General features: G+C 62.8%; 27 protein-coding genes. 8 read left to right on the forward strand and 19 right to left on the reverse strand.

Going from position 1 to position 26,974, the window contains the following annotated elements; all coding sequences use genetic code 11:
- Nucleotides 1–176: 176 nt before the first annotated feature.
- A complete protein-coding gene (locus H3H39_RS02245; protein ID WP_229217823.1) occupies nt 177–1,403 on the forward strand; it encodes an extracellular catalytic domain type 2 short-chain-length polyhydroxyalkanoate depolymerase in 1,227 nt (408 codons plus the stop codon).
- A 32-nt stretch (nt 1,404–1,435) separates the two neighbouring features.
- Nucleotides 1,436–1,861 (forward strand): hypothetical protein, encoded by a 426-nt coding sequence (locus H3H39_RS02250; protein WP_182151618.1) that lies wholly within the window; start codon nt 1,436–1,438, stop codon nt 1,859–1,861.
- A gap of 7 nt (nt 1,862–1,868) precedes the next feature.
- Here the strand turns inward: H3H39_RS02250 and H3H39_RS02255 are convergent, their stop codons facing one another.
- The 3 genes from H3H39_RS02255 to H3H39_RS02265 form a co-directional block, all read right to left on the reverse strand.
- Nucleotides 1,869–2,711, reverse strand: coding sequence for a PPK2 family polyphosphate kinase (locus H3H39_RS02255; protein WP_182151619.1), 843 nt, complete (start codon nt 2,709–2,711; stop codon nt 1,869–1,871).
- Nucleotides 2,712–2,808: 97 nt separating this feature from the next.
- Nucleotides 2,809–4,425, reverse strand: coding sequence for an NAD(P)-binding protein (locus tag H3H39_RS02260; RefSeq protein WP_182151620.1), 1,617 nt, complete (start codon nt 4,423–4,425; stop codon nt 2,809–2,811).
- The gene (locus tag H3H39_RS02265) at nt 4,425–5,936 is read right to left on the reverse strand and encodes a polyamine aminopropyltransferase (protein ID WP_182151621.1); all 1,512 of its coding nucleotides are present in this window, start codon (nt 5,934–5,936) and stop codon (nt 4,425–4,427) included. Before H3H39_RS02265 ends, H3H39_RS02260 begins: the two co-directional genes overlap by 1 nt.
- A 65-nt stretch (nt 5,937–6,001) precedes the next feature.
- Between H3H39_RS02265 and H3H39_RS02270 the strand changes: the two genes are divergently transcribed.
- From H3H39_RS02270 to speD, 5 genes are read left to right on the forward strand one after another with little or no spacing between them, the layout of a single operon-like run.
- Complete coding sequence (locus tag H3H39_RS02270; RefSeq protein ID WP_311196831.1) at nt 6,002–6,388, forward strand: DUF350 domain-containing protein; 387 nt, start codon at nt 6,002–6,004, stop codon at nt 6,386–6,388.
- Between the two features lie 20 nt (nt 6,389–6,408).
- A complete protein-coding gene (locus H3H39_RS02275) occupies nt 6,409–7,461 on the forward strand; it encodes an SPFH domain-containing protein (RefSeq protein ID WP_182151622.1) in 1,053 nt (350 codons plus the stop codon).
- A gap of 13 nt (nt 7,462–7,474) precedes the next feature.
- Nucleotides 7,475–8,947 (forward strand): DUF4178 domain-containing protein, encoded by a 1,473-nt coding sequence (locus tag H3H39_RS02280; protein ID WP_182151623.1) that lies wholly within the window; start codon nt 7,475–7,477, stop codon nt 8,945–8,947.
- Between the two features lie 10 nt (nt 8,948–8,957).
- On the forward strand, nt 8,958–9,128 hold the full coding sequence (locus tag H3H39_RS02285; RefSeq protein ID WP_182151624.1) for a hypothetical protein: 171 nt from the start codon (nt 8,958–8,960) through the stop codon (nt 9,126–9,128).
- Nucleotides 9,125–9,514 carry an adenosylmethionine decarboxylase gene (gene speD / locus H3H39_RS02290; protein WP_182151625.1) on the forward strand — a complete coding sequence of 130 codons (390 nt, stop codon included), beginning with the start codon at nt 9,125–9,127 and terminating at the stop codon, nt 9,512–9,514. Before H3H39_RS02285 ends, speD begins: the two co-directional genes overlap by 4 nt.
- A 21-nt stretch (nt 9,515–9,535) precedes the next feature.
- Here speD and H3H39_RS02295 read toward each other — a convergent pair whose 3' ends face one another.
- The 15 genes from H3H39_RS02295 to H3H39_RS02365 all read right to left on the reverse strand — a co-directional run bounded on the left by H3H39_RS02295 (nt 9,536) and on the right by H3H39_RS02365 (nt 23,154).
- Nucleotides 9,536–10,174, reverse strand: coding sequence for a glutathione S-transferase family protein (locus H3H39_RS02295; protein ID WP_311196844.1), 639 nt, complete (start codon nt 10,172–10,174; stop codon nt 9,536–9,538).
- A gap of 154 nt (nt 10,175–10,328) precedes the next feature.
- Nucleotides 10,329–10,751 (reverse strand): F0F1 ATP synthase subunit epsilon, encoded by a 423-nt coding sequence (locus H3H39_RS02300; RefSeq protein WP_182151627.1) that lies wholly within the window; start codon nt 10,749–10,751, stop codon nt 10,329–10,331.
- Nucleotides 10,752–10,811: 60 nt separating this feature from the next.
- On the reverse strand, nt 10,812–12,212 hold the full coding sequence (gene atpD, locus H3H39_RS02305) for a F0F1 ATP synthase subunit beta (RefSeq protein WP_182151628.1): 1,401 nt from the start codon (nt 12,210–12,212) through the stop codon (nt 10,812–10,814).
- Nucleotides 12,213–12,242: 30 nt separating this feature from the next.
- Nucleotides 12,243–13,118 (reverse strand): F0F1 ATP synthase subunit gamma, encoded by an 876-nt coding sequence (atpG, locus tag H3H39_RS02310; RefSeq protein ID WP_182151629.1) that lies wholly within the window; start codon nt 13,116–13,118, stop codon nt 12,243–12,245.
- Between the two features lie 60 nt (nt 13,119–13,178).
- On the reverse strand, nt 13,179–14,720 hold the full coding sequence (gene atpA / locus H3H39_RS02315) for a F0F1 ATP synthase subunit alpha (protein ID WP_182151630.1): 1,542 nt from the start codon (nt 14,718–14,720) through the stop codon (nt 13,179–13,181).
- A gap of 67 nt (nt 14,721–14,787) precedes the next feature.
- Nucleotides 14,788–15,333 carry a F0F1 ATP synthase subunit delta gene (locus tag H3H39_RS02320; protein WP_182151631.1) on the reverse strand — a complete coding sequence of 182 codons (546 nt, stop codon included), beginning with the start codon at nt 15,331–15,333 and terminating at the stop codon, nt 14,788–14,790.
- Nucleotides 15,334–15,335: 2 nt separating this feature from the next.
- A complete protein-coding gene (locus tag H3H39_RS02325) occupies nt 15,336–15,806 on the reverse strand; it encodes a F0F1 ATP synthase subunit B (RefSeq protein ID WP_182151632.1) in 471 nt (156 codons plus the stop codon).
- A 43-nt stretch (nt 15,807–15,849) separates the two neighbouring features.
- Complete coding sequence (gene atpE, locus H3H39_RS02330) at nt 15,850–16,131, reverse strand: F0F1 ATP synthase subunit C (RefSeq protein ID WP_182151633.1); 282 nt, start codon at nt 16,129–16,131, stop codon at nt 15,850–15,852.
- Between the two features lie 62 nt (nt 16,132–16,193).
- Entirely contained in the window at nt 16,194–17,000 is an 807-nt protein-coding gene (atpB, locus tag H3H39_RS02335) for a F0F1 ATP synthase subunit A (RefSeq protein WP_182151634.1), read from the reverse strand.
- A gap of 21 nt (nt 17,001–17,021) precedes the next feature.
- Complete coding sequence (locus tag H3H39_RS02340) at nt 17,022–17,390, reverse strand: ATP synthase subunit I (RefSeq protein ID WP_182151635.1); 369 nt, start codon at nt 17,388–17,390, stop codon at nt 17,022–17,024.
- 401 nt (nt 17,391–17,791) lie between these two features.
- The gene (locus H3H39_RS02345) at nt 17,792–18,679 is read right to left on the reverse strand and encodes a ParB/RepB/Spo0J family partition protein (protein WP_182151636.1); all 888 of its coding nucleotides are present in this window, start codon (nt 18,677–18,679) and stop codon (nt 17,792–17,794) included.
- 14 nt (nt 18,680–18,693) lie between these two features.
- The gene (locus tag H3H39_RS02350; protein ID WP_182151637.1) at nt 18,694–19,464 is read right to left on the reverse strand and encodes a ParA family protein; all 771 of its coding nucleotides are present in this window, start codon (nt 19,462–19,464) and stop codon (nt 18,694–18,696) included.
- Nucleotides 19,465–19,610: 146 nt separating this feature from the next.
- A complete protein-coding gene (gene rsmG / locus H3H39_RS02355; RefSeq protein ID WP_182151638.1) occupies nt 19,611–20,258 on the reverse strand; it encodes a 16S rRNA (guanine(527)-N(7))-methyltransferase RsmG in 648 nt (215 codons plus the stop codon).
- A complete protein-coding gene (gene mnmG, locus H3H39_RS02360; protein WP_182151639.1) occupies nt 20,255–22,186 on the reverse strand; it encodes a tRNA uridine-5-carboxymethylaminomethyl(34) synthesis enzyme MnmG in 1,932 nt (643 codons plus the stop codon). Before mnmG ends, rsmG begins: the two co-directional genes overlap by 4 nt.
- Before the next feature lie 200 nt (nt 22,187–22,386).
- Nucleotides 22,387–23,154, reverse strand: coding sequence for a TSUP family transporter (locus H3H39_RS02365; RefSeq protein WP_182151640.1), 768 nt, complete (start codon nt 23,152–23,154; stop codon nt 22,387–22,389).
- Nucleotides 23,155–23,503: 349 nt separating this feature from the next.
- Between H3H39_RS02365 and H3H39_RS02370 the strand changes: the two genes are divergently transcribed.
- A complete protein-coding gene (locus tag H3H39_RS02370; protein WP_375540399.1) occupies nt 23,504–24,661 on the forward strand; it encodes an iron-containing alcohol dehydrogenase in 1,158 nt (385 codons plus the stop codon).
- Nucleotides 24,662–24,797: 136 nt separating this feature from the next.
- Here H3H39_RS02370 and H3H39_RS02375 read toward each other — a convergent pair whose 3' ends face one another.
- Nucleotides 24,798–26,858 (reverse strand): 3-hydroxybutyrate oligomer hydrolase family protein, encoded by a 2,061-nt coding sequence (locus tag H3H39_RS02375; RefSeq protein ID WP_182151642.1) that lies wholly within the window; start codon nt 26,856–26,858, stop codon nt 24,798–24,800.
- Between the last annotated feature and the right edge of the window lie 116 nt (nt 26,859–26,974).

A 26,974-nucleotide genomic window follows, 5' to 3' on the forward strand; every position in this document is an offset into this window, starting at 1 on the left:
TTCAAGTGAATTGACGGTCCATTCTATGTCAAACCGGCATGGCATGGGCGATCGCGGTGCCGTTTGGCTCGGCGCGCACGATTGTCGGCTCGGTTGAGCGAGATTAAACCCGCGCCACGCTCCTCGCCCACAATGGCAGTTCCCGCTGTCCCCGCCTTTTTCCGCCGGAGTTAGCCATGTTGCTACGCGTATTCTTGTTCGTGTCGTGCTGCCTGGGGCTGCTGCCAGCGAGCGCACAGGTGGTCCCGTTGCCTGCCATGCAAACGGCCAATGTCAGCGTGTCCGGCCTGTCGTCCGGCGGCTACATGGCGGTACAGTTCGACGTCGCCTATTCCGCCAGCGTGATGGGTGCCGGCGTCGTGGCCGGCGGGCCGTACTACTGCGCCCAAGGCAGCGTCGCCACGGCCACCACCGTCTGCAGTTGCACGGGTACGCCCTATTCCTGCCGCGTGACAGCCGGCGGCACGGGCGTGGCCAGCCTGATCAAGCTGACCGACCAGAACGCGGCCAACGGCACGGTCGACCCCACGGCCGGGCTGGCCAGCCACCGCATCTGGCTGCTGTCCGGCACGGCCGATTCCATCGTGCCCCAGGCCGTGATGAACGACCTGCAAACCTATTACCGTCATTACATCAACACGGCCAACATCTTCTACAAGCAAGACTTGCCGGCCCAGCACGCCATGCCCACGGACAACTACGGCAACAATTGCGATAAGCTCGGTTCGCCTTACATCAACAACTGCGGCTACGACGCGGCCGGCGAACTGCTCAAATGGATTTACGGCAGCCTGAACAACCGCACCAGCGCCAGCCCGGCCGGCCGCTTCATCGAGTTCGACCAGACGGAATTCCTGTCCGATCCCACTTCGCATGGCATGGCCGCCAGCGGCTACCTGTACCTGCCGCCCGGCTGCGACAGCAATGGCGGCCAGGGGTGCCGATTGCACGTGGTATTCCACGGCTGCCTGCAGGACGCCGGCACCATCGGCGACACCTGGCTGCGCCACGCCGGCTACAACGCCTGGGCCGACAGCAACCGCATCGTGCTGCTGTACCCGCAAGCCGCCCCGATTTATCCGATGACCAATCCCAACGCCTGCTGGGATTGGTTCAACTACGACGATCCCCATTACGCACAGAAGACGGGCCACCAGATGGCCGCCGTCAAGCAGATGGTGGACCGGCTGACGGGCGGCGCCGCCCCGCCGCCACCACCGCCGCCCAGCCAGTGCTACACCGCCAGCAACCGCGACCACGTGCTGGCCGGACGCGCGCACGACAGCCTGTTCCGCGCGCTGGCCAATGGCTCCAACCAGAACATGGGGTTCGACAACATCTTCATCCACACCACGCTCAAGCGCACGGGCCCCAATTTCTACGTGGTCGGCAGTTGTCCGTGACGCCGGCCGTCCATTCCGCCACAGGAGGTCATATGTATCCGATGCTATGGTTTTGGTCGCCCCAGCTGCACTTCCCATGGAGCGGCGGGGTGGCCCAGCAGATCGGGCTGGATCGCTTCTTCGACGCCATTCCGCCCAAGGCCGGTGATGGCGAGATCGAGCACAAGGCGTTCGACGTGGCGTCCTACGGCCGCCAGTTGGGCTGGATTTCGGAAATCCTGCTGGATCTGGCCGCCACGCATCCTCCCAAGAGCGACGATGGGCGCAAGGCGCTGGCGCGCCTGACGGAGGCGAACCGGAAGATCCAGCAGCTCAAGCCCGACCGGGGCACGGATGGGCATGCGATGACGGCCCAGGACATCGAGGACGCCATCGTCAAGCTGCGCGGGCGCGACGGCGAGCAATTCCGCCAGCTTGGCGAACGGCTGCCGCCCCTGCTGCTGCAAAGCGGCGCCTGACGGCCCGCTAGTCGACCGTGATCGCCGTCAGCCCCGGATCGGGCGCGGGGAAGGTCAGCTTCATGGCCGTCAGCGTTTCAAGCAGGATGGTGGCGATCACCAGGTTGCGGTGGGTCTTGGAATTGGCCGGCACCACATACCACGGCGCATGTTCGGCGTCCGTGGCGCGGATGGCCTGCTCGTAGGCGCGCTGGTAGTCGTCCCACTTCTCGCGCTGGGTCAGGTCGGTGGGATTGAATTTCCACTGCTTGTTGGGATCGTCCAGCCGTTCCTGCAGGCGCTGCCGCTGCTCCTCGCGCGAAATGTGCAGGAACACCTTGACGATGACGGTGCCGTTCTCCGCCAGCATGCGCTCGAAGTCGCGGATCTGGGCATAGCGCCGCCGGCATTCGCGCCCGTCGATCCAGCCTTGCACCTTGGTGATCAGCACATCCTCGTAATGGCTGCGGTTGAAGATGGCAATCTCGCCCTTCACCGGCACTTGCTGGTGCACCCGCCACAGGTAGTCGTGCGCCAGTTCGATGTCGGTCGGCTGGCGGAACGCCACCGCCCGTATGCCCATGGGATTGATCATGCTGAACATGGTGCGCACGGTGCCATCCTTGCCGGCCGTGTCCATGCCCTGCAACACCAGCAACACCTGCTGCTTGCGCTGCGCGTACAGCATCATCTGCAATTCCGACACCCGTTGGATCAGGCTGGCCGTGTGCTCCTGGTCCAGCGCCTTGGCCTTGGCCTTGGCCAGCTTGGGCTTGGCCGCGCGGCTCGACAGCGCACAGTCGTCCGCATCCTCCTCGCGCAGTTTGAGCTTGGCGTTGGCACGAAAACGCTGACGGGCGGATACGGGCATGGTGGCAATCTCCTGTCGTTGCGGCGCGCCGGAGGGCGCTGCCTCGCCGGACTAGCGTAACAGATCAGGACGCCACCTGTCTGCCCCTGCTCCCCGGTTACGCGGGACGGGCCGCCAGCCGGGCGGCGCGATCGCCCCACCACGCCGCTTCCTCGAATACGGAAAAGCCGGACAGGTCGGCATGGGCGAACAGGATGGGGCCATCGGCCTCGCGCAGCGCCTTCAGCCCTGCGTTGTGGCGGAAGCCGGGCAGCGGCGCCGCCATCGCATGGCCGCGCAGCGTGATATCGACCCGTTCCACGCATAACGCGAAATCGGCGCCGTAGGCCGTCTTCAAATCCGCGCTGGCCAGCGCCAGCAAAGCTTCCGGGCTGGCCGTGTTGAGCCAGCGGCGCGCCTCGCGCGGCGTACGGTCCGACAGCGCGACGTAGGCACTGAACACGGTCTTTTCCGGCGGCCGCACGCGGATGTCCTGGTGGGTGGACACCACGAAGCCCAGCCCCGGCTCCTGGTACACCACGTTATCCCACGACAGGGGCTGGGCCGGCCGCTCGTCCGGAAAGCGCTTGAGCAGGAAATTGGCCACCATCCATGGCGCGTATTGGGGCATGTGGCGTGCCGGATCGAAGCCATAGCCGGCCATGTCCCGCACCACGCGCGCGGCCACCATCAACGGCATGGCGCAGATGGCCTTGCGCGCCCGCACAAGATAGCTGCGTGGCTGGCCACCTTCGAGCCGGAAGCACAGCGCCTCCACGCCACCCGCCTTGCGTTCGATGGACACGGCGGTGCCGGCCACGCGCCGGATCGCGGCCGCCTCGCCCATGGCCCTGGCCAGCGGTTGCAGTCCGCCCGGCCACGTGAGCCAGGCGCCATTGCCGGCGTTGGCGGCCTGGCCCCAACGGCTGCAGTAGTAATGCAGGCCGGCCCAGGCAGACACCTGGTCGTAGCGGGTGCCGTAATCGTCGCGGCAGCAGTAGTTCAGATACCAGTGCAGCGTGGGCGAACGGTAGCCGTTCCGCTCCAGCCACTGCTTGAGCGTGATGCCATCCAGCGCCTGCCACGCCGCATCCTCCGACGACAGCACGGTGGGGAACACGAAGATGCGCCGCCCGTCGCCGCCGCGCAGTTGGCGCAAGCGGTTCACTTCCGCGAAAAAGCGCGCGTGCTCGTCCAGCTCCCAGCGCGGCACGCCGTCCGTCGGAATAAAGCCATCCTGCCAGCGGCCGTTGTACAGCAAGCGTTCCTCGGGCGCGTGCAGGATGTAACGCTCGTCGTAGTAAGGCTTTTCCGCCATCGCGTCGCGCTCGATGATGCCCAGGTCGGCCAGCAGCTCACGCACATGCACCGATTCCGGCGACGGCAGCGGCAGGTAATGTCCGCCGGTGGGATATTCCAGGTCCCCGAAAGCGCCGCCGGCCGCGTTGCCGTAGGGCTGGGGGCCATCGATCATCAGCGCATCCTGTCCGCCCAGCTTGCGCAGCCGCCAGGCCGCCATCAAACCGCCGATGCCGGAGCCGAAGATGGCGATATCCGTCTCCACCACTTCGGACGGCGGCGGCAGCGCGCGCCGGTCGCGCAGGAAGTGGCCTTCATCGCGGCCCGGGTAATGGACCGTGGGCGTGATCTCCTGCCAATGGTGGAAGCCGGCCACGCTGCCCGCCGCGGCCAGCCCGCTGGCGCCGGCCCACAGCAGGAAGGAACGGCGCTCCATCAGCGGATCACCCGCCGCCAGTCCTGCTCGAACTCGCGCACCAGCGACTGCGTGTTGAGGCGGTTCGGCTCCATCGGCAGGCGCTGCATGTCGGGCGGGAAGATGAACATCTCGCGCGTGGTGTCGGCGTTCAAATAGCGCATCGGCAGCCGGTACGACGCCGGCGGCTTGAAATCGAGCTGCGGCGAAGCGAGGATGAAGCCCCACTCGCCGAACGAAGGCACATAAGCGTGGTAAGGCCAGGTGCGCAGCCCCACTTCGCGCAGCGTGGCGTCCACCGTCCAGTAAGCGTGCGGCGCGAAGAACGGCGACGTCGATTGCACCACCATCAAGCCATTGGCCGCCAGGTGGCGCTTGACCATGCCATAGAACGGCACCGAATACAGCTTACCCAGCGCGAAGCTGGACGGGTCGGGGAAATCGACGATGGCCGCGTCGAACAGTTCCTCGTTGTGCTGCAGCCAGATCGCCGCGTCGGCGTTGATCACGCGCACCCGCTTGTCGCTGAACGAGCCGTGATTGAGCTTGACCAGTTCATCGCGCGTGGTGAAGGCGTGCGTCATGGCCGGGTCCAGGTCCACCAGCGTGACCTGCTCGATATTCGGATAACGGAGGATCTCGCGCAGGACCAGGCCGTCGCCGCCCCCCAGCACCAGCACCCGGCGCGCCCAGGGCAGCGCTTGCAGGGCTGGATGCACCAGCGCCTCGTGGTAGCGGTACTCGTCACGCGAGGAGAATTGCAGGTTGCCGTTGATGTAGAGCCGCAGGTCGTCCTTCCAGCGCGTGATCACCAGCCGCTGGTAAGGCGTGGTGGTGGAGTAGACGATTTCGTCGCCGAACAAACCGTGCTCGCCCCAATAGGTCATGCGGTCGGCCAGCGCGAAGCCGAACACCAGCACGCACATCACGGCGCTGGCCCGCAGCAGCCGGCCGCCCAGGTTGGCCAGCTCGTGGCGGAAGGTGACGATGGTCCACAGCGCCACGCCCACGTTCAGCATCCCGAACAAGAATCCGGTGCGTACCAGGCCCAGATACGGCGCCAGCACCAGCGGGAACAGCAGCGACACCGCCAGCGCGCCCAGGTAGTCGAAGGTGAGCACGCGGCTGACCAGTTCATTGAATTCCGTCTGGCGCGCGTTCAAGGCCCGCATCACCAGCGGCACCTCCATGCCCACCAGCGCGCCGACCAGGAACACCAGCACGTAGAGCAAGGTGCGGAACGGCGCCGCCATCCACGAAAAGGTGAGGAACAAGGCCGCGGCAGACACGCCGCCGATCAGGCCCACGGCCAGTTCGATGTCCACGAAGCGGGCCAGCACGTCGTCGTCGCGCACGAACTTGGAAAAATGCGCGCCCACGCCCATGGCGAACAGATAACAGCCGATAATGGTGGAGAATTGCAGGATCGAGTCACCCAGCAGGTAACTCGACAGCGCCCCGGCGATCAACTCATAGGCCAGCCCGCAGGAAGCGACCACAAAAACGGAAAGTATCAGAATTTTTTTGGTCATTTACACGCTTTTGCACTAAGATTGATTTGGGTTATCAAGTTAACCACTTTAACCGAAGGTACGCCGTGTCCGCCATCCTAAACTATCTGATCCACCTGATGCTGGCCGCCGCGCTGCTGGCGGCGTTCTTCGCCGCCTACACCCGCATGACGCCGTACGACGAGGTGCTGCTGATCCGCCAGGGCAACCATGCGGCCGCCCTGTCGCTGGGCGGCGCGCTGCTGGGTTTTTCGGCCACCATCGGCTCGGCCCTGGTGCACACGGCCGACTACCGCGAATTTTTCGCCTGGGCCTTCGGCGCCATGGTGGTGCAGATGCTGGCCTACGCCATCACCACCCGGCTGCTGCGCATGTCCAAGGACCAGATTGAATCGAACAACTGCGCCTTCGGTGGTTTGCTGGGCGCCATTTCGCTGTCGATCGGCGTGATCAACGGCGCGTGCATTTCCTAATTTTTGCGAAGGACACCATCATGGGCATCGGCAGCTTTATCAAAAAGCAGTTTATCGACGTACTGCAATGGAACGAGGACGTGGACGGCGTGCTGTCCTGGCGCTACCCGATGCAGGATTTCGAGATCCAGAACGGCGGCGTGCTGATCGTGCGCGAATCGCAGATGGCGGTGTTCGTCAACGAAGGCCAGGTAGCCGACGTGTTCGGTGCCGGTACCTACAAGCTCACCACGCAAACCCTGCCGCTGCTGACCAACCTGAAAAACTGGGACAAGCTGTTCGCCTCCCCGTTCAAGTCGGACGTGTACTTCTTCAGCACCCGGGTGCAGACGGGCCGCAAATGGGGTACGCCGCAACCGATCACCATCCGCGACAAGGATTTCGACATGATCCGCGTGCGCGCCTTCGGCATGTACTCGTACCGGGTGGCCGATCCGCGCCTGTTCTTCAAGGAGATCAGCGGCACCCGCGACGTCTACACGCGCGACGAGGTGGAAGACCAGCTGCGCGGCATCCTGATGGCCAGCATGGCCAGCTCGCTGGGCGGCGCCAACGTGCCCTTCCTCGACATGGCCGCCAACCAGGCGCTGATGGCGCAGCAGGTCAAGGGCGACCTGGCCACGGCGTTCGGCCGCTATGGCATCGGCCTCGATGAATTCAACGTCGCCTCCGTCAGCCTGCCGGAGGAACTGCAGGCGGCGCTGGACGAACGGATCTCGGCCGGCATGAAGGGCGGCATGAGCGCCGACAAGATGGCCGGCTTCACCAAATACCAGGTGGCCAGCGCGATTCCACTGGCGGCCCAGAACGAAGGCGGCATGGCCGGCATCGGCGCCGGCCTGGGCGCGGGGCTGACCGTGGGCCAGACCATCGGCCAGGCCTTGGGCGCATCGCTGGCGCCCCAGCCGGCGGCAGCGGCACCGGCCGCGGCCCCCGTGGCGGCCGCCGCGCCGGCCGAGGACAGCATCGAAGCGCGGCTGGAAAAGCTCAAGGGTCTGCTCGACAAGGGCCTGATTTCGGCCGCCGACTACGACGGCACCAAGGCGGAACTGCTCAAGAAACTGATAGGCTAGGCCGGACCACTACATGCAAATCGTTTCCTGTCCCAGCTGCGGGGCGGAGGTCAAGTTCCGCTCGCACGCTTCCGTGATGGCCGTGTGCGAGTACTGCGGCACCAGCGTGCTCAAGGACGCCGACGCCGTCAAGGACCTGGGCAAGATGTCGTCCGTGCTGGAGGACTACTCGCCGATCCAGATCGGCACGGCCGGCGTGCTGGGCGGACGCCACTTCACGGCGGTGGGCCGCATCCAGCTCAAATACGACGCCGGCCTGTGGAACGAGTGGTATTTGCTGTTCGACGACGGCACCACGGCCTGGCTGGGCGACTCGTCCGGCATGTTCACCGTCACCATGGAACGCAAGGTCGATGGCCCCCTGCCCGCCTTCGAGCAACTGGCGCCTGGGCGCAACCTGCCCATAGGCGGCGACTACTACACGGCGGCTGAAATCCGCACCGCCGACTGCATCGGCGGCCAGGGCGAGCTGCCGTTCAAGGTGGGCCAGGGCTGGCAGGCCAAGGTGGCCGACTTCCGGCGCGGCGCCAGCTTCCTCACGCTCGATTATTCCGACGGCCCCAGTCCCATGGTCTACACCGGCCAGGCCGTCACGCTGGAGAGCCTGCAATGCCAGTTGCTGCGCGACGAAGACCAGATCCAGCGCAGCGCCGGCCGCTACCGGGGCAAGCTCGACGCACTCGATTGCCCTTCCTGCGGCAGCCCCATCAAATACCTGCCCGGCATGACGGCCCACCTGGTCTGCCCCGCCTGCCAGGCGCAAGTGGACGCGGCCAGCCCCAAGGCCCAGGTGCTGGCGGCTGGCGAACGGGTGGCCACCGTCGTCACCACCCTGGAACTGGGCGCCCAGGCCAAGCTCAACAATCAGGAATACACGGCCATCGGCGTCATGCGGCGCGCCGACGACGAAGGCACGCAGTGGACGGAATACCTGCTGTACGCGCCGCGGGCCGGTTTTTCCTGGCTGGTGGAAACGGATGAAGGCTGGTGGCGCGCCAACGTCATGCCGGAATGGCCCCAGTTCGGCGGGCCTGCCGGACAGGATGTGGTTGTGGATAAGTCCACATTTAGCAAGCTGTACGAATATGGTGCGCGGGTCACCTTCGCGGCCGGCGCCTTCAACTGGCGCGTGCAGGTGGGCGACCAGTGCCATGTGGCCGAGTTTTCCAGCGGCCAGGTACGGCTGGCCGTGGAAACGACGGATGCGGAAATGACGTGGTCCCGCTCGTCGCCCGTGCCGGTGGACCAGTTGCTGGCCTGGTTCGGCCCCCAATTCCACGGCCGCGCGCCCACGCCCGGCGCACCATTCCAGCACCAGCGCTACCAGAGCGTGGCCAAAAAGTTCATCATGGTCATGCTGGCGATTAACGCCGTGCCCTTGCTGGCCAACTTTTCCCGCACCTGGGCCTTGAGCGCGCTGGGCGCGCTGGCGCTGTACCTGCCGGCCCTATTCCTCGACTCCAACGACGACAGCAAGAAATCTTAGGCACATTCGCATGAGCAAATACGTGATCTACGCCCTGGTCGTCACCATGTTCACTTCGTGTTCGACGTGGGTGCGGGGCTTTAGCGGCAGCAACTACGGCAGCGGCAGCAGCTGGAGCTCCCACACGGGTGGTGGTGGCGGCAGCTTCGGCGGCGGTTCCAGTGGTGGTGGGCACAAATGAGGGAGCAACCGTACCTGCCGGCACAGACGCCCCACCAAGCGGCCGGCACCCATCTGCTGGCCGACCTGGGTGGCATCGCGGCCGACAAGCTCAGCGATTGCGGCCACATCGAACAACTGCTGCGCGGCGCCGCCCACGCGGCCGGCGCCCATGTGCTGCACAGCCATTTCCACGGTTTTGGTGAAGGATTGGGCGTGACGGGGGTGGTGCTGCTGGCCGAATCCCACATCTCCATCCACACTTGGCCGGAGGCGGGATTTGCCGCCGCCGACATCTTCATGTGCGGCGGCGCGCAACCAGAGTTAGCGCTCGCTATCATCACAGAGGCGCTGCAGCCTCAATCACGCGCCCTGCATACGATACGCCGGGCGGCGCCGGGCGGCTGAGGCCGGCGCGCCGGCAAACACTCAGGCGGACAGGTTCTGGGCCGCCACCAGCTCCGCATCCTTGGCGTTGGCCGTGATGTAGGCCGGACGAGCCTGGACGCGCTCGATATAGGCGGCAATGGCCGGCGTCTTGGGGATCAGGCCGAAGGCCGTGGTCCAGGTCAGCGCCGAACCCCACAGCACGTCGGCCGCAGTGAACTTGTCGCCCAGTAGATAGGGGCCTTGTTCCAGCTGGTCGGTGATGGTTTTCAGCATGGTGTCCCAGTCACCCCACGGACACATGGACGGCGGCGTGGGCGGATGCTTCATGGCGCGGTCGCACAGGGCCGGCTCGAAGCTGGAACCATAGAACGCCATCCAGCGCAGATAGGGACCACGCAGCGGATCGCCGATGGCCGGCGCCAGGCCCGCCTCCGGATACATGTCCGCCAGATACAGATAAACGGCCACCTGCTCCGTCACCAGCGCGCCGTCATGCAGCACGGCCGGCACCTTGCCCATGGGATTAACGGCGAGATATTCCGGCTGGCGCTGTTCGTTCGCTTTCAAATTCAACAAGTGCAGCGTGTAATCGGCCTTCAGTTCATGGACCAGCACCAGCGCGCCCGTCGAGCGCGACTGCGGGGCGTGGAACAGGGTGAAATGGCGTGTCATGGTGATCTCCGTATCGGGTGAGATGAGGGGATTATAATAACAGCAACATTGTGCCGCGTCTTACGTGTGCGCTGTTTTTTTGGCGCACGCCAACGACCAGGGGCGCGGACGAAAAAAAAAGGCAGCCGAAGCTGCCTTTCTGTGTGCCGCGTGACGACGCTTAGTGCTTCGCGCGCAGCTTGGCGATGGCGGCCAGCTGGCCGATCGCGCTCGCCAGCTCGGCTTGCGCCTTGGCGTAGTCGATGGCGCCGGTGTTGTTGGCCAGTGCTTCTTCAGCCAGCTTCTTGGCGGCCGTCGCTTTTGCTTCGTCCAGATCGTGACCACGGATCGCGGTGTCGGCCAGCACCGTCACGGCGGTCGGCTGCACTTCCAGCAGGCCGCCAGCGACGAAGACAAATTCTTCCTCAGCTTGACCTGGTACCTGGATGCGCACCGCGCCCGGACGGATGCGGGTGATCAGCGGCGTGTGCTTGGGGTAGATACCCAGCTCGCCCTGCTCGCCCGGCAACGCGACGAATTCGGCTTCACCGGAGAAGATCAGCTCTTCGGCGGAAACCACGTCAACGTGAATAGTGTTTGCCATGTGTGTCCTGTCGGGTTGTTGCGGTCCCGCCCGGAGGCGGAACCGCGCCAGACTCAATGATTAGTTGAGTTTTTTGGCTTTTTCGATGGCTTCTTCAATCGTGCCGACCATGTAGAACGCTTGTTCTGGCAGGTGATCGAGTTCACCGGAAGCGATCATCTTGAAGCCCTTGATCGTGTCCTTGAGCGAAACGTATTTACCAGGCGCGCCGGTGAACACTTCAGCGACGTGGAATGGCTGCGACAGGAAACGCTGCATCTTACGGGCGCGGGCCACCAGCAGTTTGTCTTCCGGTGCCAGTTCGTCCATACCCAGAATCGCGATAATGTCACGCAGTTCCTTGTAGCGCTGCAGCGTGCCTTGCACGGCGCGGGCGGTGTCGTAGTGCTCCTGGCCCACGACCAGCGGGTCCAGCTGGCGCGAGGTCGAGTCCAGTGGGTCCACGGCAGGGTAGATACCGAGCGAAGCGATGTCACGCGACAGCACGACGGTCGAATCCAAGTGACCGAAGGTGGTCGCAGGCGACGGGTCGGTCAAGTCATCCGCAGGGACGTACACGGCCTGGATCGAGGTGATCGAACCGGTCTTGGTCGAGGTGATGCGCTCTTGCAGACGGCCCATCTCTTCGGCCAGGGTAGGCTGGTAACCCACGGCGGAAGGCATACGGCCCAGCAGTGCCGACACTTCGGTACCGGCCAGCGTGAAGCGGTAGATGTTGTCGACGAAGAACAGCACGTCCTTGCCTTCGTCACGGAACGATTCCGCGATGGTCAGGCCGGTCAGCGCCACGCGCAAACGGTTGCCTGGTGGTTCGTTCATCTGGCCGTACACCATCGCCACTTTCGAGTTGGCGGGGTTTTCCAGGTCCACCACTTTGGCGTCAGCCATTTCGTGGTAGAAGTCGTTACCTTCACGGGTACGCTCACCCACGCCGGCGAACACGGACAGACCCGAGTGCGCTTTAGCGATGTTGTTGATCAGTTCCATCATGTTCACGGTCTTGCCCACACCGGCGCCACCGAACAGACCCACTTTACCGCCTTTGGCGAACGGGCACACCAGGTCAATCACCTTGATGCCGGTTTCCAGCAGATCCTGCGATGGCGACAGTTCGTCGTACGCAGGCGGGGTGCGGTGGATCGAAGCGATCTGGTCGTGCGCGACCGGGCCGCATTCGTCGATGGGGTTACCCAGCACGTCCATGATGCGGCCCAGGGTGGCTTTACCCACTGGCACCATGATCGGCTTGCCGGTGTTCTGGATGCTCATGCCGCGACGCAGACCGTCCGACGAACCCAGAGCAATGGTACGGACCACGCCGTCGCCCAGCTGTTGTTGTACTTCCAGGGTCAGCTCGGAGCCTTCCATTTTCAAGGCATCGAATACCTTGGGCATCGCGTTGCGTGGAAACTCAACGTCCACCACAGCGCCGATACACTGAACGATTTTGCCATCAGCCATGTTCGTTCCTTCAAATATAGTTAAATTCGTTTAAACCGCAGCCGCACCGGCAACGATTTCGGAGAGTTCTTTGGTAATCGCAGCTTGGCGCGTCTTGTTGTAGATCAGCTTCAGTTCGCCGATCACATTGCCAGCGTTGTCGCTGGCCGACTTCATCGCCACCATGCGCGCCGATTGCTCGGACGCCAGGTTTTCCGCCACTGCCTGATACACCAGCGCTTCTACATAGCGCTCCAGCAGTTCATCGATCACGGTCGCAGCATCGGGCTCGTAAATGTAATCCCACGAATGGGTACCTTTATCAGCCTGCTTCTTGCCCGCTGGCAGGGGCAGCAGCTGCTCCACCATCGGTTCCTGCTTCATCGTGTTAATGAACTTGGTGTAGCACAGGTAGACGGCGTCGAGCTGGCCGTTCTGGAACTGCTCGAGCATGACCTTGACAGGTCCGATCAGCTTGTCCAGGTGCGGCGTGTCGCCGATCTGGGTAGCCTGGGCCACCACAGGAACGCCTACGCGATTCAAAAACCCCAAACCCTTGTTACCGATTGCTACCGCCGCAATCTTATTGCCAGCCGTTTCCAGCTCGCGCGTCTTCGACGTCACCAGGCGCAGCACGTTGGTGTTCAAGCCACCGCACAGACCCTTGTCGGTCGTGACGATGATGAAACCCACTGCCTTCGCCGCCACGCTCTGCTCTTCAGCGAGGAACGGGTGCGTGTATTCCGGATTGGCGGTCGCCAGATTGGCGGCGATATTACGAATCTTGTCACTGTAGGGACGGGCGGCGCGCATACGATCTTGCGCTTTGCGCATTTTCGATGCGGCGACCATTTCCATCGCCTTGGTGATCTTTTTCGTATTCTCTACGCTCTTGATCTTGCCACGTATCTCTTTGCCTACTGCCATGAGTCCTTACTCCTTCTGCGCTGGGGGCGGCCCGCTGCCGTAACAGGGGCCGCCGTATGCTTAAAATGCGCCGGATTTCTTGAAATCAGCAATGGCGGCCGACAGCGCAGCTTCGCCGTCCTTGTCCAGTTGCTTGGTTTCTTCGATCTTGGCCAGCAGCGCAGCTTGCTTGGTCTTCAGGTACGAATGCAGACCGGCTTCGAATGGCAGTACTTTCTTGACGGTGACGTCGTCCAGGTAGCCTTTGTTCACGGCGAACAGCGAGGCGGCCATCAGCGAGATCGACAGTGGCGAATACTGAGCCTGCTTCAGCAGTTCGGTCACGCGGGCACCGCGGTCCAGCTGCTTGCGGGTCGATTCGTCCAGGTCGGAAGCGAACTGCGCGAACGCAGCCAGTTCACGGTACTGCGCTAAGTCGGTACGGATACCGCCGGACAGGTTTTTGATGACCTTGGTCTGGGCGGCGCCACCGACGCGCGACACGGAAATACCGGCGTTAATCGCAGGACGGATACCGGAGTTGAACAACGACGTTTCCAGGAAGATCTGGCCGTCGGTAATCGAAATCACGTTGGTCGGCACGAATGCGGACACGTCGCCAGCCTGGGTTTCGATGATCGGCAGTGCCGTCAGCGAACCGGTCTTGCCTTTGACGGCGCCGCCGGTGAAGGCTTCGACGTAGTCGGCGTTGACGCGGGCTGCGCGTTCCAGCAGACGGCTGTGCAGGTAGAACACGTCGCCTGGGTACGCTTCGCGGCCTGGTGGGCGGCGCAGCAGCAGCGAGATCTGACGGTATGCCACAGCTTGCTTGGACAAGTCATCGTACACGATCAGGGCGTCTTCGCCGCGGTCGCGGAAGTATTCGCCCATGGTGCAGCCCGAGTAGGCCGAGATGTACTGCATCGCTGCCGATTCGGCGGCCGAAGCGGCCACGACGATGGTGTACTCCATGGCGCCGTGCTGTTCCAGCGAACGCACGATGTTCTTGATGGTCGATGCCTTCTGGCCGATGGCGACGTAGATGCACGTCATGCCCTGGCCCTTCTGGTTGATGATGGCATCGACGGCCACGGCCGATTTACCGGTCTGGCGGTCGCCAATGATCAGCTCACGCTGGCCACGGCCGATCGGCACCATGGCGTCGATCGATTTCAAGCCGGTCTGCATCGGCTGCGACACGGATTCGCGGGCGATCACGCCGGGGGCGATTTTTTCGATTGGCGAAGTCAGCTTGGCGTCGATGGCGCCTTTGCCGTCGATCGGCTGGCCCAGCGCGTTGACCACACGGCCGCGCAGTTCAGGACCGACTGGCACTTCCAGAATGCGGCCGGTGCACTTGACCGTGTCGCCTTCGGAGATGTGCTCGTAAGCACCCAGAATCACGGCGCCGACGGAGTCGCGCTCCAGGTTCATCGCCAGACCAAAGGTGTTGCCAGGGAATTCCAGCATCTCGCCTTGCATCACTTCGGACAGGCCGTGGATGCGGCAGATACCGTCGGCGACGGAAATAACCGTGCCTTGGTTGCGCACTTCAGCGCCGCCGTCAAGACCTTGGATCCGGCTCTTGATCAACTCGCTGATTTCAGATGGGTTGAGTTGCATACTAACTCCTAAAAGTGTTTCTCTCAGCTTGCGCGAGGGGAAGAATCTGTTCTAAGCAGGCGGTCCCTTAGGCCGCCAGCGCAGCACGCATGTGCTGCAGCTTGGCGCGGACCGAAGTGTCGAGCACTTCATCGCCCACCACCACGCGCACGCCACCGATCAGCGATGGATCAACCGTGACGGCTGGATTGAGCTTGCGGCTGAATTTCTTTTCCAGCGTCGCGACCAGCTCGGCCACTTGCGCCGTGCTCAGCTCAAACGCGCTGGAAATGGCTGCATCCGCCGCACCTTCCACACTGTTTTTCAACAGTTGGAATTGCGCGCCGATTTCCGGCAGCAGACTGATGCGGCCGTTTTCGACCAGCATCGCCAGGAAGTTCTTGGCTTCCGTATTCAGCGGCGACTTCACCAGGGTGGTGATAGTGGCGATCACATCGCTCTCCGACACTTTCGGATTACGGGCGAACGCTTGTACCTCGGGGTGGGTACCGATCTGGGCCAGTTCGGACACCAGTTCGGACCACGCCGCGAGGCTGAACGATTCCTTACCTGCTTGGGCTACGCGGAACAGGGCTTCCGCGTAGGGACGGGCGACGGTTGCGTTTTCTGCCATGATTACAGCTCGACAGCCAGGCGCGACAGCAGATCGGCGTGGGCCGCTGCGGAAACTTCGCGCTTCAGGATTTGCTCGGCGCCCTTGACAGCCAGGTCAGCCACCTGAGCGCGCAGTGCTTCGCGAGCCTTGGCCACTTGCTGATCGGCGTCTGCCTTGGCTTGCGCAATGATGCGGTCCGCTTCGGCTTGTGCATTAGCTTTGATTTCTTCCGCGACCAGTTGCGCACGCTTTTCGGCGTCCGCAACGCGCTGCGAAGCTTCTTCGCGTGCACCGGCCAGTGCATCGGCCGCACGCTTCTCAGCGACGACCATGGCTTGCTGGCCCTGGTCAGCCGCAGCCAGACCGTCAGCGATACGCTTGGCACGCTCATCCAACGCCGTGTTCAGCGCTGGAAATACGAACTTCATCGAAACCCAGACCAACACCGCGAAGGTGAGCATCTGGCCGATGAGCGACATATTGATGTCCATACCTTTGCTCCTAACTAAAAGTTTCTCCTAGGGTTGGAGCAGATTACTTACCAGCGGCGGCCAGAACGGCGGTCAGGAATGGGTTGTTGAAGGTGTACAGCAGAGCAACACCGACGCCGATCATCGAGATCGCATCCAGCAGACCGGCGATAACGAACAGTTTGGTTTGCAGTTGTGGCATCAGTTCAGGTTGACGTGCCGACGCTTCCAGGAATTTGCCGCCCAGAATTGCGAAACCCAGCGCGGTGCCGATGGCGCCCAGGCCGATGATGATAGCTGCTGCCAGAACGGTCATGCCTTGTACTTGTGCGATCAGAGCTTGCATTTATTTCTCCTAAGATTTTAAAAAAGACTACAGATACCAAAAAATGAAAAACGATTTGTTGCTTAGTGCTTCTCAACCGCGAGGCTCAGGTACACAACAGTCAACGCCATAAACACAAACGCTTGCAAAGTCACCACCAGGATGTGGAAGATGACCCATGGACCACCGAGCAGCCACTGCGCCCACCATGGCAGCAGAGCGATCAGAATGAAGATCAGTTCGCCGGCATACATGTTGCCGAACAATCGCAGCGACAGCGACAGTGGTTTTGCCAGCAGCTCGATCATCTGGAAGATGAAGTTGACGGGCGCCAGCACGATGGCCATGACGCCATGCGCGTGGAACGGTGCCGTCAGCAGTTCCTTGAACCAGCCACTCAGGCTCTTGGCCTTGATCGAGAAACCAATAATGCACAGCATGACGCCGAACGACATGCCGAAGGTGTGGTTGACGTCGGCGGTAGGCACCACGCGCAGCTTGTGCACGCCCACGAAGCTGAACAGCTTGGGCAGCAGGTCGACCGGCAGGAAGTCCATGGCGTTCAGCAGCCAGACCCAGACGAAAATGGTGATGGCCAGCGGCGCGATGACCTTGCTCTTGGCGTGGAAAGCGGAATTGACGACTTCGTTGACCAGTTCCATCACGGCTTCAACGAAGTTTTGCAGTTTGCCCGGCACACCGGCCGTGGCGCGGCGCGAAGCCATGAAGAACACCCCCAGGAACACCAGGCCCAGGAACGCGGAAATCCAGAACGTGTCCAGATTCCACATGCCATTGGCGTCGTGCAGGTGGCTCAAGTGGTGTTGAATGTATTCGGTGGCATTCGCCGGCGCCCCGTGGGCCGCCTCAACAGCGTGTTCTGTGGTCATATAAGTAATAGATTTTGGTGATTAAACTGCGAGCAGTGAAAACCAGTAAGCCAAGGTTGCCACCGCGAAACCTAAGATCAGCCATAACCAAGAGGCCGACTGAAACAGCGCCAGTGCCAGTACGAACAGCACTACCGTGGTAAAAATCTTTACGACTTCGGCGCGGATATGCGTCCGAAAAGCTCGGTTGGCGTCATTTGAGCCGCCCGCGACGATCATCGCGTACATCAGACTCCCGATGACTGCGATTCCTCCGCCGTATGCGGCCGACCAACCTTTCAACGCGCTGCTCATGGTTCCCACGAGCAAGGCAAACCCAGTGGCGATAACCAACTGGAGGGTGACAACTCGATACACGGGCCGGGAAATACTTTGTGTTGTATCACTCACGCGCCAGGTTCCTAGAGATGTCGATATACCAAAGACACGGGATTATAAGTGTCTTTACGTATCAACGTCAAACATTGCTGCACCGCAGCAGAGCATTTGCGGCTTGAAAGCGACGCTTTTAGAACCATATAACTAAAGTTTGCACCTTTTTGGGGCGCTTGAACCGAGCCGGTATTGTATGGGTTTTTGCTTATGTGAAACTGACAGCGGGGCCGGTTTGCAACAAATTGTGGCGCTCGCCGGGCGGGGGGTGGGATTTACCCAACAGTAACAATGTTCGCTTGGCAAGTTTTCCGATAGGAATTAATTTTTGCCGGCGGTGTTGTAAAAAAACAAGGCACCTCAGCGGTGCCTTGTTTTTGTGACAATCTGGTGTCACGCGCTGGTGTCACCAACCAAGCTCAGGCACGCAGCCGGGCCAGCACGCCGTCCAGAATGTCGAGGTCGGCGAAATCGATGATCATCTGGCCGCGGCCTTTCGTCCCCATCTTGAACACCACCGGCGTGGCCAGGGCGTCCGACAGTTCCTCTTCCAGGCGCAGGATGTCGCCCGACTTCTCCTTCTGGGCTTTTTCGGCCGGATGGGCTTGCTGCTCCTCCAGCGTCTTGTTGACCAGCTTTTCCGTTTCCCGTACGGAAAGACGCTTGGCCACCACCAGGTTGGCCAGCGTGATCTGGGTGGCCGCGTCCACGGCCAGCAGCGCGCGCGCGTGCCCCATGTCGATATCGCCGGCCATCAACATGGTTTGCACCGGCGCGGCCAGGTTCATCAGGCGCAGCAGGTTGCTGACGGCGCTGCGCGAACGGCCGACAGCCGTGGCCGCCTGTTCATGCGTGAAACTGAAGTCCGTGATCAGGCGGTGGATGCCTTGCGCTTCTTCCAGCGGATTCAAATCCTCGCGTTGAATATTTTCGATCAGCGCCATGGCGGCGGCGGCCTGGTCGTCCACATCGCGCACCAACACCGGGAGCTGTTCCAGTCCGGCCAGTTGTGCGGCGCGGAAGCGGCGCTCGCCGGCGATGATTTCATATTTGGTCAGGCCGGTCGCCTTGTCCTTGCCCACCGGGCGCACCAGGATAGGCTGCATGATGCCCTGGGTCTTGATGGAGGCGGCCAGCTCCTGCAAGCCGCCCTCGTCCATGCGGGTACGGGGCTGATACTTGCCCGCTTGCATTTGCGACACGGGCAATTCGGACGGCGTACCCAGCGCCGGATTGTTCAGGTCGCCATCGCCGCCGAGCAGCGCGTCCAGGCCACGACCGAGGCCCTTGAGTTTTTTGGTTGCCATGCTGAGAACTTCCCTTACATTTTCTTGATGCGTTCCACCATCTCGGCGCCGAACGCGATATACGCTTGCGCACCTTTGGACGATGGATCGAAAGTCACGCCCGGCAAGCCGTAGGATGGCGCTTCGGCCAGCCGCACGTTGCGCGGGATGATGGTGTTGAATACCTTGTCGCCGAAGTGCTGCTCCAGCTGGGCCGACACTTGTTGCGACAGCGTCATGCGCGGATCGAACATCACCCGCAACAGGCCGATGATCTTCAAGTCCTGGTTCAGGTTGGCGTGCACCTTCTTGATGGTGTTGACCAGGTCCGACAAGCCTTCCAGCGCGTAGTACTCGCACTGCATGGGGATGATCACGCCGTGCGCCGCGCACAGGCCGTTCAGCGTCAGCATCGACAGGGCGGGCGGGCAATCGATCAGGATGAACTCGTAGTCCTTGTCCACCAGCGCCAGCGCATCCTTCAGGCGGCGTTCGCGGTTATCCAGCTCCACCATCTCCACTTCGGCGCCGGCCAGTTCGCGGTTGGACGGCAGCACGTCGAAGCGCCCCGCTTCCGAACGCTGGCGCGCGCTGGCGACATCGGATTCACCCAGCATCACCTCGTAGGTGGAAGCCTTCAGCCCGGCCTTGTTGATGCCGGCACCCATGGTGGCATTGCCTTGTGGGTCCAGGTCCACCAGCAGCACGCGCTGGTCCAGCTTGGCCAGTCCGGCCGCCAGGTTCACGCTGGTGGTGGTCTTGCCTACGCCGCCCTTTTGATTCGCTACGCAAAAAATTTTCGCCATGTATATTCTTATCAGGAGTTGCCGTACCTGCGCGGCGGCTTTCATGCAGCCACCGGCGATACGATTAATATTATTTATACTATTACTACGGTATAAACGATTTATACTATTTATACCGAATAAACCATTTAAACCGTATAAATCGTTTATTCAGTTTTGCAGATAAATACCAGATGACGCTCCGCGCCCAGCCCCGGCACCTCCAAAGGCTGTAATTTGCTCACTTTCCATGGCTCTGGCAGTCGCTCTCGCTCCTCGGCCGGGGCCACCCCTTTCAAGGCGATGAATTGACCGCCCTCCTCCAGCAGGTGTCCTGACCAGTTGATGAAGTCGGACAGGTCCGCGAACGCCCGCGAGGTGATCACGTCGAACGGCTGCTTCACTTGCAGCTGCTCCACCCGCATCGTGTACACGGTCACGTTGGCCAGGCCCAGCTCCGCCTTCACCTGGTTGAGGAAGGCCGTTTTCTTATGCACCGTGTCGATCATCGACACTTTCATGTCCGGCCGCGCGATGGCCAGCACGATGCCGGGCAGCCCGCCGCCCGCGCCCACGTCCAGCACGTTGCGCGCGCCCGCGAAGGCCGGCACGGCGGCCAGCGAATCGAGCAGGTGCAAGGTCACCATCTGCATGGGATCGCGCACCGACGTCAGGTTGTACACGCTGTTCCACTTGTTCAGCAGCGCCAGATAGTCCAGCAACTGCTCCACTTGCTGCGCGTTCAGTTCCAGGTGCAAACCCTTGATGCCATCGTTCAGGACCTGCGACAGCGCGTTACGGTCAAACACCTTCATTGAGCAGCCTCTTCCTTGAGGGTGGCGAAGCCGCCGTAACCGGCCTTCTTCAAATGCACCAGCAGCAGCGAAATGGCGGCCGGCGTCACGCCGGAAATACGCGATGCCTGGCCCAGGGTTTCGGGCCGCTGGGCATGCAGCTTTTGCCGCACTTCCACCGACAGCGCCGTGATGTCCAGGTAGTTGAACGCTTCCGGCAGCTTGAGGTTTTCGTAGTGTTCGTGGCGCTCCACCTCTTTGGTCTGGCGGTCGATATAGCCCGAATACTTGAGCTGGATTTCGACCTGCTCGCGCACCGCCGCATCGCTCACGCCGGGGCCGGCCAGCTCGCGGCCATCCACGCCGGACAGGCTCATCAGTTTTTCATACTCGACGCCGGGACGGCGCAGCAGGTCGGCCAGCGAATATTCACGCTCGATGGCCTGGCCTATCACACGCTCCGATTCGGCCGCCGCCAGGATGCGCGGGTTGACCCAGGTGGAACGCAGCCGTTCCAGTTCCTGCGCCACCGCTTCGCGCTTGCGGTCGAACGCGGCCCACTGGGCGTCGCCCACGCAGCCGAGCTTGCGGCCGATTTCCGTCAGGCGCATATCGGCGTTGTCTTCGCGCAGGCTCAAACGATACTCGGCGCGGCTGGTGAACATGCGGTACGGTTCCTGCACCCCCTGCGTAACGAGGTCATCGACCAGCACGCCCAGGTAGGCTTCCGAACGGCCCGGCGTCCACGACTCGCGGCCCGAGGTTTGCAGCGCCGCGTTGATACCGGCCAGCATGCCTTGCGCGGCCGCTTCCTCGTAGCCGGTGGTGCCGTTGATCTGGCCGGCGAAATACAGGCCGGAAATGGCCTTCGTTTCCAGCGACGCTTTCAGGCCGCGCGGGTCGAAATAATCGTACTCGATGGCATAGCCGGGACGCAGGATGAAGGCGTTTTCCATGCCCTTCATCGAGCGCACCAGGTTCAATTGCACGTCGAACGGCAGGCTGGTCGAGATGCCATTCGGGTAGAACTCATTGGTGGTCAAGCCTTCCGGCTCCAGGAAAATCTGGTGCGATTCCTTGGCCGAGAAGCGGTGGATCTTGTCCTCGATGGACGGGCAGTAACGGGGGCCCACGCCCTCGATCACGCCGGTGTACATGGGGCTGCGGTCCAGGCCGGCACGGATGATGTCGTGCGTCTGGCTGTTGGTGTGGGTGACCCAGCACGGCATCTGGCGCGGGTGCATGGCGGCGTTGCCCATCACGGAGAACACGGGCACCGGATCCAGGTCACCCGGCTGTTCAGTCATGGCGGCGAAGTCGATGCTGCGGCCGTCGATGCGCGGCGGCGTGCCCGTCTTCAGGCGGCCTTGCGGCAGCTTCAATTCTTTCAACCGGGCCGACAGGGAAATGGCGGGCGGATCGCCGGCGCGGCCGGCCGAGTAGTTTTGCAGGCCGACGTGGATCTTACCGTCAAGGAAAGTACCGGCCGTCAGCACCACGGCGCGCGACGCGAACTTGAGGCCGATCTGGGTGACGGCGCCAACCACGCGGTCGCCCTCCACCATCAGGTCGTCCACGGCTTGCTGGAACAGCCACAGGTTGGGCTGATTCTCCAGCCGCGAACGGATGGCTTGCTTGTACAGCATGCGGTCGGCCTGGGCGCGGGTGGCGCGCACGGCGGGGCCTTTGGAGGAATTGAGGATGCGGAACTGGATGCCCGATTCGTCGGTGGCGATCGCCATCGCGCCGCCCATGGCGTCGACTTCTTTGACCAGATGGCCTTTGCCGATACCGCCGATGGATGGGTTGCACGACATCTGGCCCAGCGTCTCTATGTTGTGCGTCAACAGCAGAGTCTTCTGCCCCATGCGGGCGGAAGCGAGGGCCGCCTCGGTACCGGCGTGACCACCGCCGACAACGATGACGTCGAATTCAGTAGGAAATAACATGATGGAATTGGTAAATGCGAAGGGATTGAGGTCAGATTATAGAGTCTTTTTTCAGCTGCGAATTTTTTCAGCACAAATTTTCATCAAACCGGGCATAAATTGTTCCACGTGGAACAGGGCTCAAGTGACGAATTTTGGCGGCCAAAAAACAAAAAGGGCGCCCCTTTCGGTGGCGCCCCCTGTGTTCCACGTGGAACAATCTATGCTAGTCGGATCACCGCGTCGTAGCCGGTCTTGCAGATCAAGACCGCCACCACCACCAGGAACAACTTGCGGACGAAAGCGCTGCCATGCTTGAGCGCCATGCGCGAGCCGACGATGGAACCGCCGATCTGCGCCACCGCCATCATCGCGCCCAGCTGCCAGACCAGGTGGCCGCTGTAACCGAACCACAGCAGCGCGGCGAAGTTGCACGCCACGTTGACGATTTTGGCCACGGCCGACGCACCGAGGAAGTCGAAGCCGAACACACGTACGAACAGGAATACCAGGAAGCTGCCCGTGCCCGGACCGAAGAAGCCGTCATAGAAACCGATGCAGGCGCCGACGCCCAGCGCCAGCGCCTGTTCCTTGGCGCCGCTGTGCATGGGCGCATGGACGGCGCCCAGGTCCTTGCGGGCGAAGGTGTAGACGGCCACGGCCAGCAGGATGAACGGCAGCAGCGCGCGCATGAAGTCGGGCGATACCTTGGTCACCGTGTAGGCGCCGGCGAAGGCGAACACCAGCGCGGCGATGGCGGCCGGCGCCGCCGTCGACCAGGCGATCTTCACCCGGCGCGCATAGCTGACGGCCGCCACGCTGGTGCCGCAGATGCTGGCCAGTTTGTTGGTACCGATCAGCGTGGCTGGGGCCATGTTGGGAAAGACTGAAAACAGCGCCGGAATCTGGATCAATCCCCCGCCCCCGACCACCGCATCCACCAGCCCCGCGCCGAACGCGGCCACACCCAACACCAGATAATCAACCATCACCTACCCTATCGAAGCAAGAAAACAAGGGCCTTATTGTACGGAAGAAAGAGCAACCCAACCGGGCGGCCCCGATGCCGATTGCGCATAGTTGCGCCCGCAATCCGCCCAACATCCGCCCAACATCCGCCCAACCTCGCCCCAACCGGCGAACTCCGGCAACGACCGTCACCCGTAGCTGGACGCTGAGCCGCGGCCCATCGCCGGGGCCAGCCGCCATCCGGCATAATCAAGCCCGCATCAACCTCCCATCAAACCAACATCCAGCCTCATGCCGATGCCGCATAGTTGCCCGCTTGGTGTAAGCTTCACGTGAAATCCACAACCCGCGGAAACCGCCATGCACGATATTCCAGCGTTCGCATTCAGCACCGTCCCACAGATCATTTCCGAACCGGGCGCCGCCTGTCAGCTGGGCGCCCTGCTCACTCAGCGCTTCCCCACCGCCCGCCGCGCCCTGCTCGTCACCGATCCCGGCTTCCTCAAGACCGGTCTGGTGGACGCCCCCATGGCCAGCCTGCAGGCAGCCGGCCTGCATGTGCGCGTGTACTCGGACGTGGTATCCGACCCGCCCGAGCAGGTGATACAGGATGCCGTCGCCACCGCCCGCGCCGACGAGAGCGACATCATCATCGGCTTCGGCGGCGGCAGTTCCATGGACGTGGCCAAGCTGATCGCCGTGCTGGCCGACGACACCCGGCAATTGAACGCCATCTACGGCATCGGCAATGTGCGCGGCACGCGGCTGCCGCTGGTGCAGATTCCCACCACGGCCGGCACCGGATCGGAGGTGACCAACATCGCCATCGTCACCACCGGCGCCACCACCAAGATGGGCATCGTCGCGCCCCAGCTGTACGCCGACCTGGCCATCCTGGATGCGGAACTCACGCTGGGCCTGCCCGCCATGGTGACGGCCGCCACCGGCATCGACGCCATGGTCCATGCGATCGAGGCCTACACCAGCCGCCACAAGAAGAACCCCATGTCCGACATCCTGGCCCGTCAGGCGCTGGGCTTGCTGTCCGCGAACCTGATCCGTGCCTGCGAGAATGGCCGCAACCTGGCCGCGCGCCAGGCCATGCTGCTAGGTGCCATGCTGGCCGGACAGGCGTTCTCCAACGCTCCAGTGGCCGCCGTGCACGCGCTGGCTTACCCGATCGGTGGCATGTTTCACGTGCCACATGGGCTGTCGAACTCGCTCGTGCTGCCGCACGTGCTGCGCTTCAACGCGCCGGAAGCGGCCGGGCTGTACGCGGAATTGGCCGCCGTGGTCGTGCCGCAGGCCAGCGGCAGCGAAGAGGCCAGGGCGGAAGCGCTGGTTATTGCAATGCAGCAATTTGCCATCATCGCCGGTATTGAGCGCACCTTGCAGCAAGTGGGCATCCAGGAAAGCGACCTCGACCGCTTGGCCGACGAAGCCATGTTGCAGACCCGGCTGCTGGGCAACAATCCCCGACCCGTCACCCGCGCCGACGCCCGCGCCATCTACGCCGCCGCGCTGTAAACGAAAGCGGGGACGTAACACCGGTTACGTCCCCCCCCAACACAGCAAGTTGTTCACACGCAGACACCCAGTCCGGCACGAAAAAAAAACGGGGAGGCAAGCCATCACCTCCCCGCCCTTCATCGCCTGTTCAAACTCAGTTCGGCACGTCCACGACGGTACCCGTTACCGTGATCGCGTCAGCCGCGGCCGGCGACGCGGAGATCGGCGGCACATTGGCGACCGTGATCGGCGTGCTGGCGTCAGCCCGCGTCACCGTCCGCACCACCTGCGATGGCGGCAAGGACGCCGACGAACCGCTCTTCAGGCTGGCATACATGGCATCCAGCGCGCGGAACAGGTAGACGTGCAAGGGCACGATATTGGCCGGCAGTGCGTTGGTGAACGCGTCGAAGTGATTGGCATTGGTCACTTCGATATAACGCAGCTTGCTGGTGGCGCCCTCCGCCGACGCGTTCAAGCCCAGGTAGGCCCGTGACGCGTGGTTGACCGGGATCAGCGTGTCGCTGCGCCCCTGCACGATGATGGCGGGCTTGCCATGCAGATTGCCCGTGGCCGCCACCTCCGCCATGCCGGCCTTCACCCGCGTGCTCTGCGCCAGCAAGCCGGCATCCAGCACACCGCCGGTGACCGGGTCCATGCCGGTAGCCAATGCGCGCAGGCACAGGAAACCATCCAGCGATTGGTCGGCCTGGCCGTTGCTGGGCGAAATCCCCAGCGTGTAGACCTTGGGGATGCCATCGGCGGAATTCTCGTAAATCACGCTGCCGATGATGCCGTTCTGGGTGGCGAAGCTGGAGGCTTTCTGCGCGGCCGTGAACGCGACCGGCAAGCCCGTCGCATCCACCGGCGCGAACGAGAAGCCGCACACCTTGTCCGTCACGGAGAACTTGCCGTACGCATTTGCGTACGTCACGGCGACCAGGATGTTGGTGCCGGCATGGGCCGCCTGCAACACATCCGAATCGGCCAGCCAGCCGTAGGCCTTCAGGCGCGCCTTGGCGTCGGCCTGCTGCGTGGCCAGGTCGCCCGCCGCCAGCAAGCCCTTGGCTGCCAGCGCGGTGCAGCGTCCGGCGCTGCCGGCGATGCAGGGCTGGTACAGCGCCGCATAGGTGGAGTAATCGAACAGCGCCTTGCCTTGCGCCGTCGCCGGCGCGCCGCCCTGCCGCACGGTATAGCCGGTGGACGTCTTGGGCTGGATCTGGGGCTCGGTGGCCGCCACGCCGCTGATCAGGCCCTTGGTATCCTGCTCCGCCGCCAGCAGCGCGGAACCGGCGCCGTTCGAAATGCTCGATGCGATCGTCACCGTGTTGCGCGGCGTGAGGCGGATCACGTGGCTCTTGTTGTCCGAGGCCAGCACGCCGTACTTTTCATTGAGCACGTAGTAGGCGAATTCCACCGCCTGCAGCGTGAACTTGCCCCAATCCTTTTCCGGATTCTGCTGCGAGTGCGCGTGCTTGAAGGCGACCCGGCCCGTCAGCTTGGCGAAGGCGGCCCGGTCGGCATCGCTCAGGGCGGGCGAGAAATTGGCGTTCTTGCCCGCCACCGTGCGCGTGGCCCGCACGCCGTTCTGCTGGTTCACGCTGTCGTCGTCGAACGTGTACAGGCCGTTGCCGCTGCCCTTGTCGGCATACGCCACCGCGCAATTGTTCTTCAGTCCCCATTCGCCGGCGCTGCCGATGGCGCCGTAGACGCCACGCGAGCCGCTTGAGGTGCCGGTGACGATGCAGGCATGATCCGGATCGAAACCGGCCGGCACCTGCACCATCAGCGTCACGTTCTGGTTGCCGGTGCCATCATCGGAATAGGCCAGGTACTCGGTGCCGGCTATCTTGCCTTCGCTGGCCGTCACATTGCCCTTGGCGTCCACATTGGGGCCGTACAGCGTGCCGTAGCCGCTGTTGGCGTTGATATCGAGCACAGCCCGGTAATTGGCCCAGATCGCGTTACGGCGCAGCTCAGCGGCCTTGGGATTGAGCGGATCGGCGTAGGCGGGCACGGCGGCCGCCAGCCCGGTCTTGCCCAAGCCCGCCGTCAGCAAATCGTCACTGGTGCCGTCATAGCTGGTGATGGTGATGGCGCCCAGATAAGACGGCAAGACATTCAATTCGTCAGGCATATGGCTGTTGCCGCCACAGGAGGCCAGCGCCGCGCCGGCGCCGGCCAGCACGGCGAATCTTGTCAGTGTGTGTTTCATGTCTTCCCCCTTGGTCACGTTAGAAGTGGATTTCCGGCCCAACCAGGCACGATCGACAACGTCTGGGACGAGTCTGCCCCATCCAGGCCAAATGCTAGATACAAAGACAATATTGC

Origin of the sequence: Rugamonas apoptosis (genome assembly GCF_014042355.1) — a bacterium.
Classification (GTDB): Bacteria; Pseudomonadota; Gammaproteobacteria; order Burkholderiales; family Burkholderiaceae_D; genus Rugamonas; species Rugamonas apoptosis.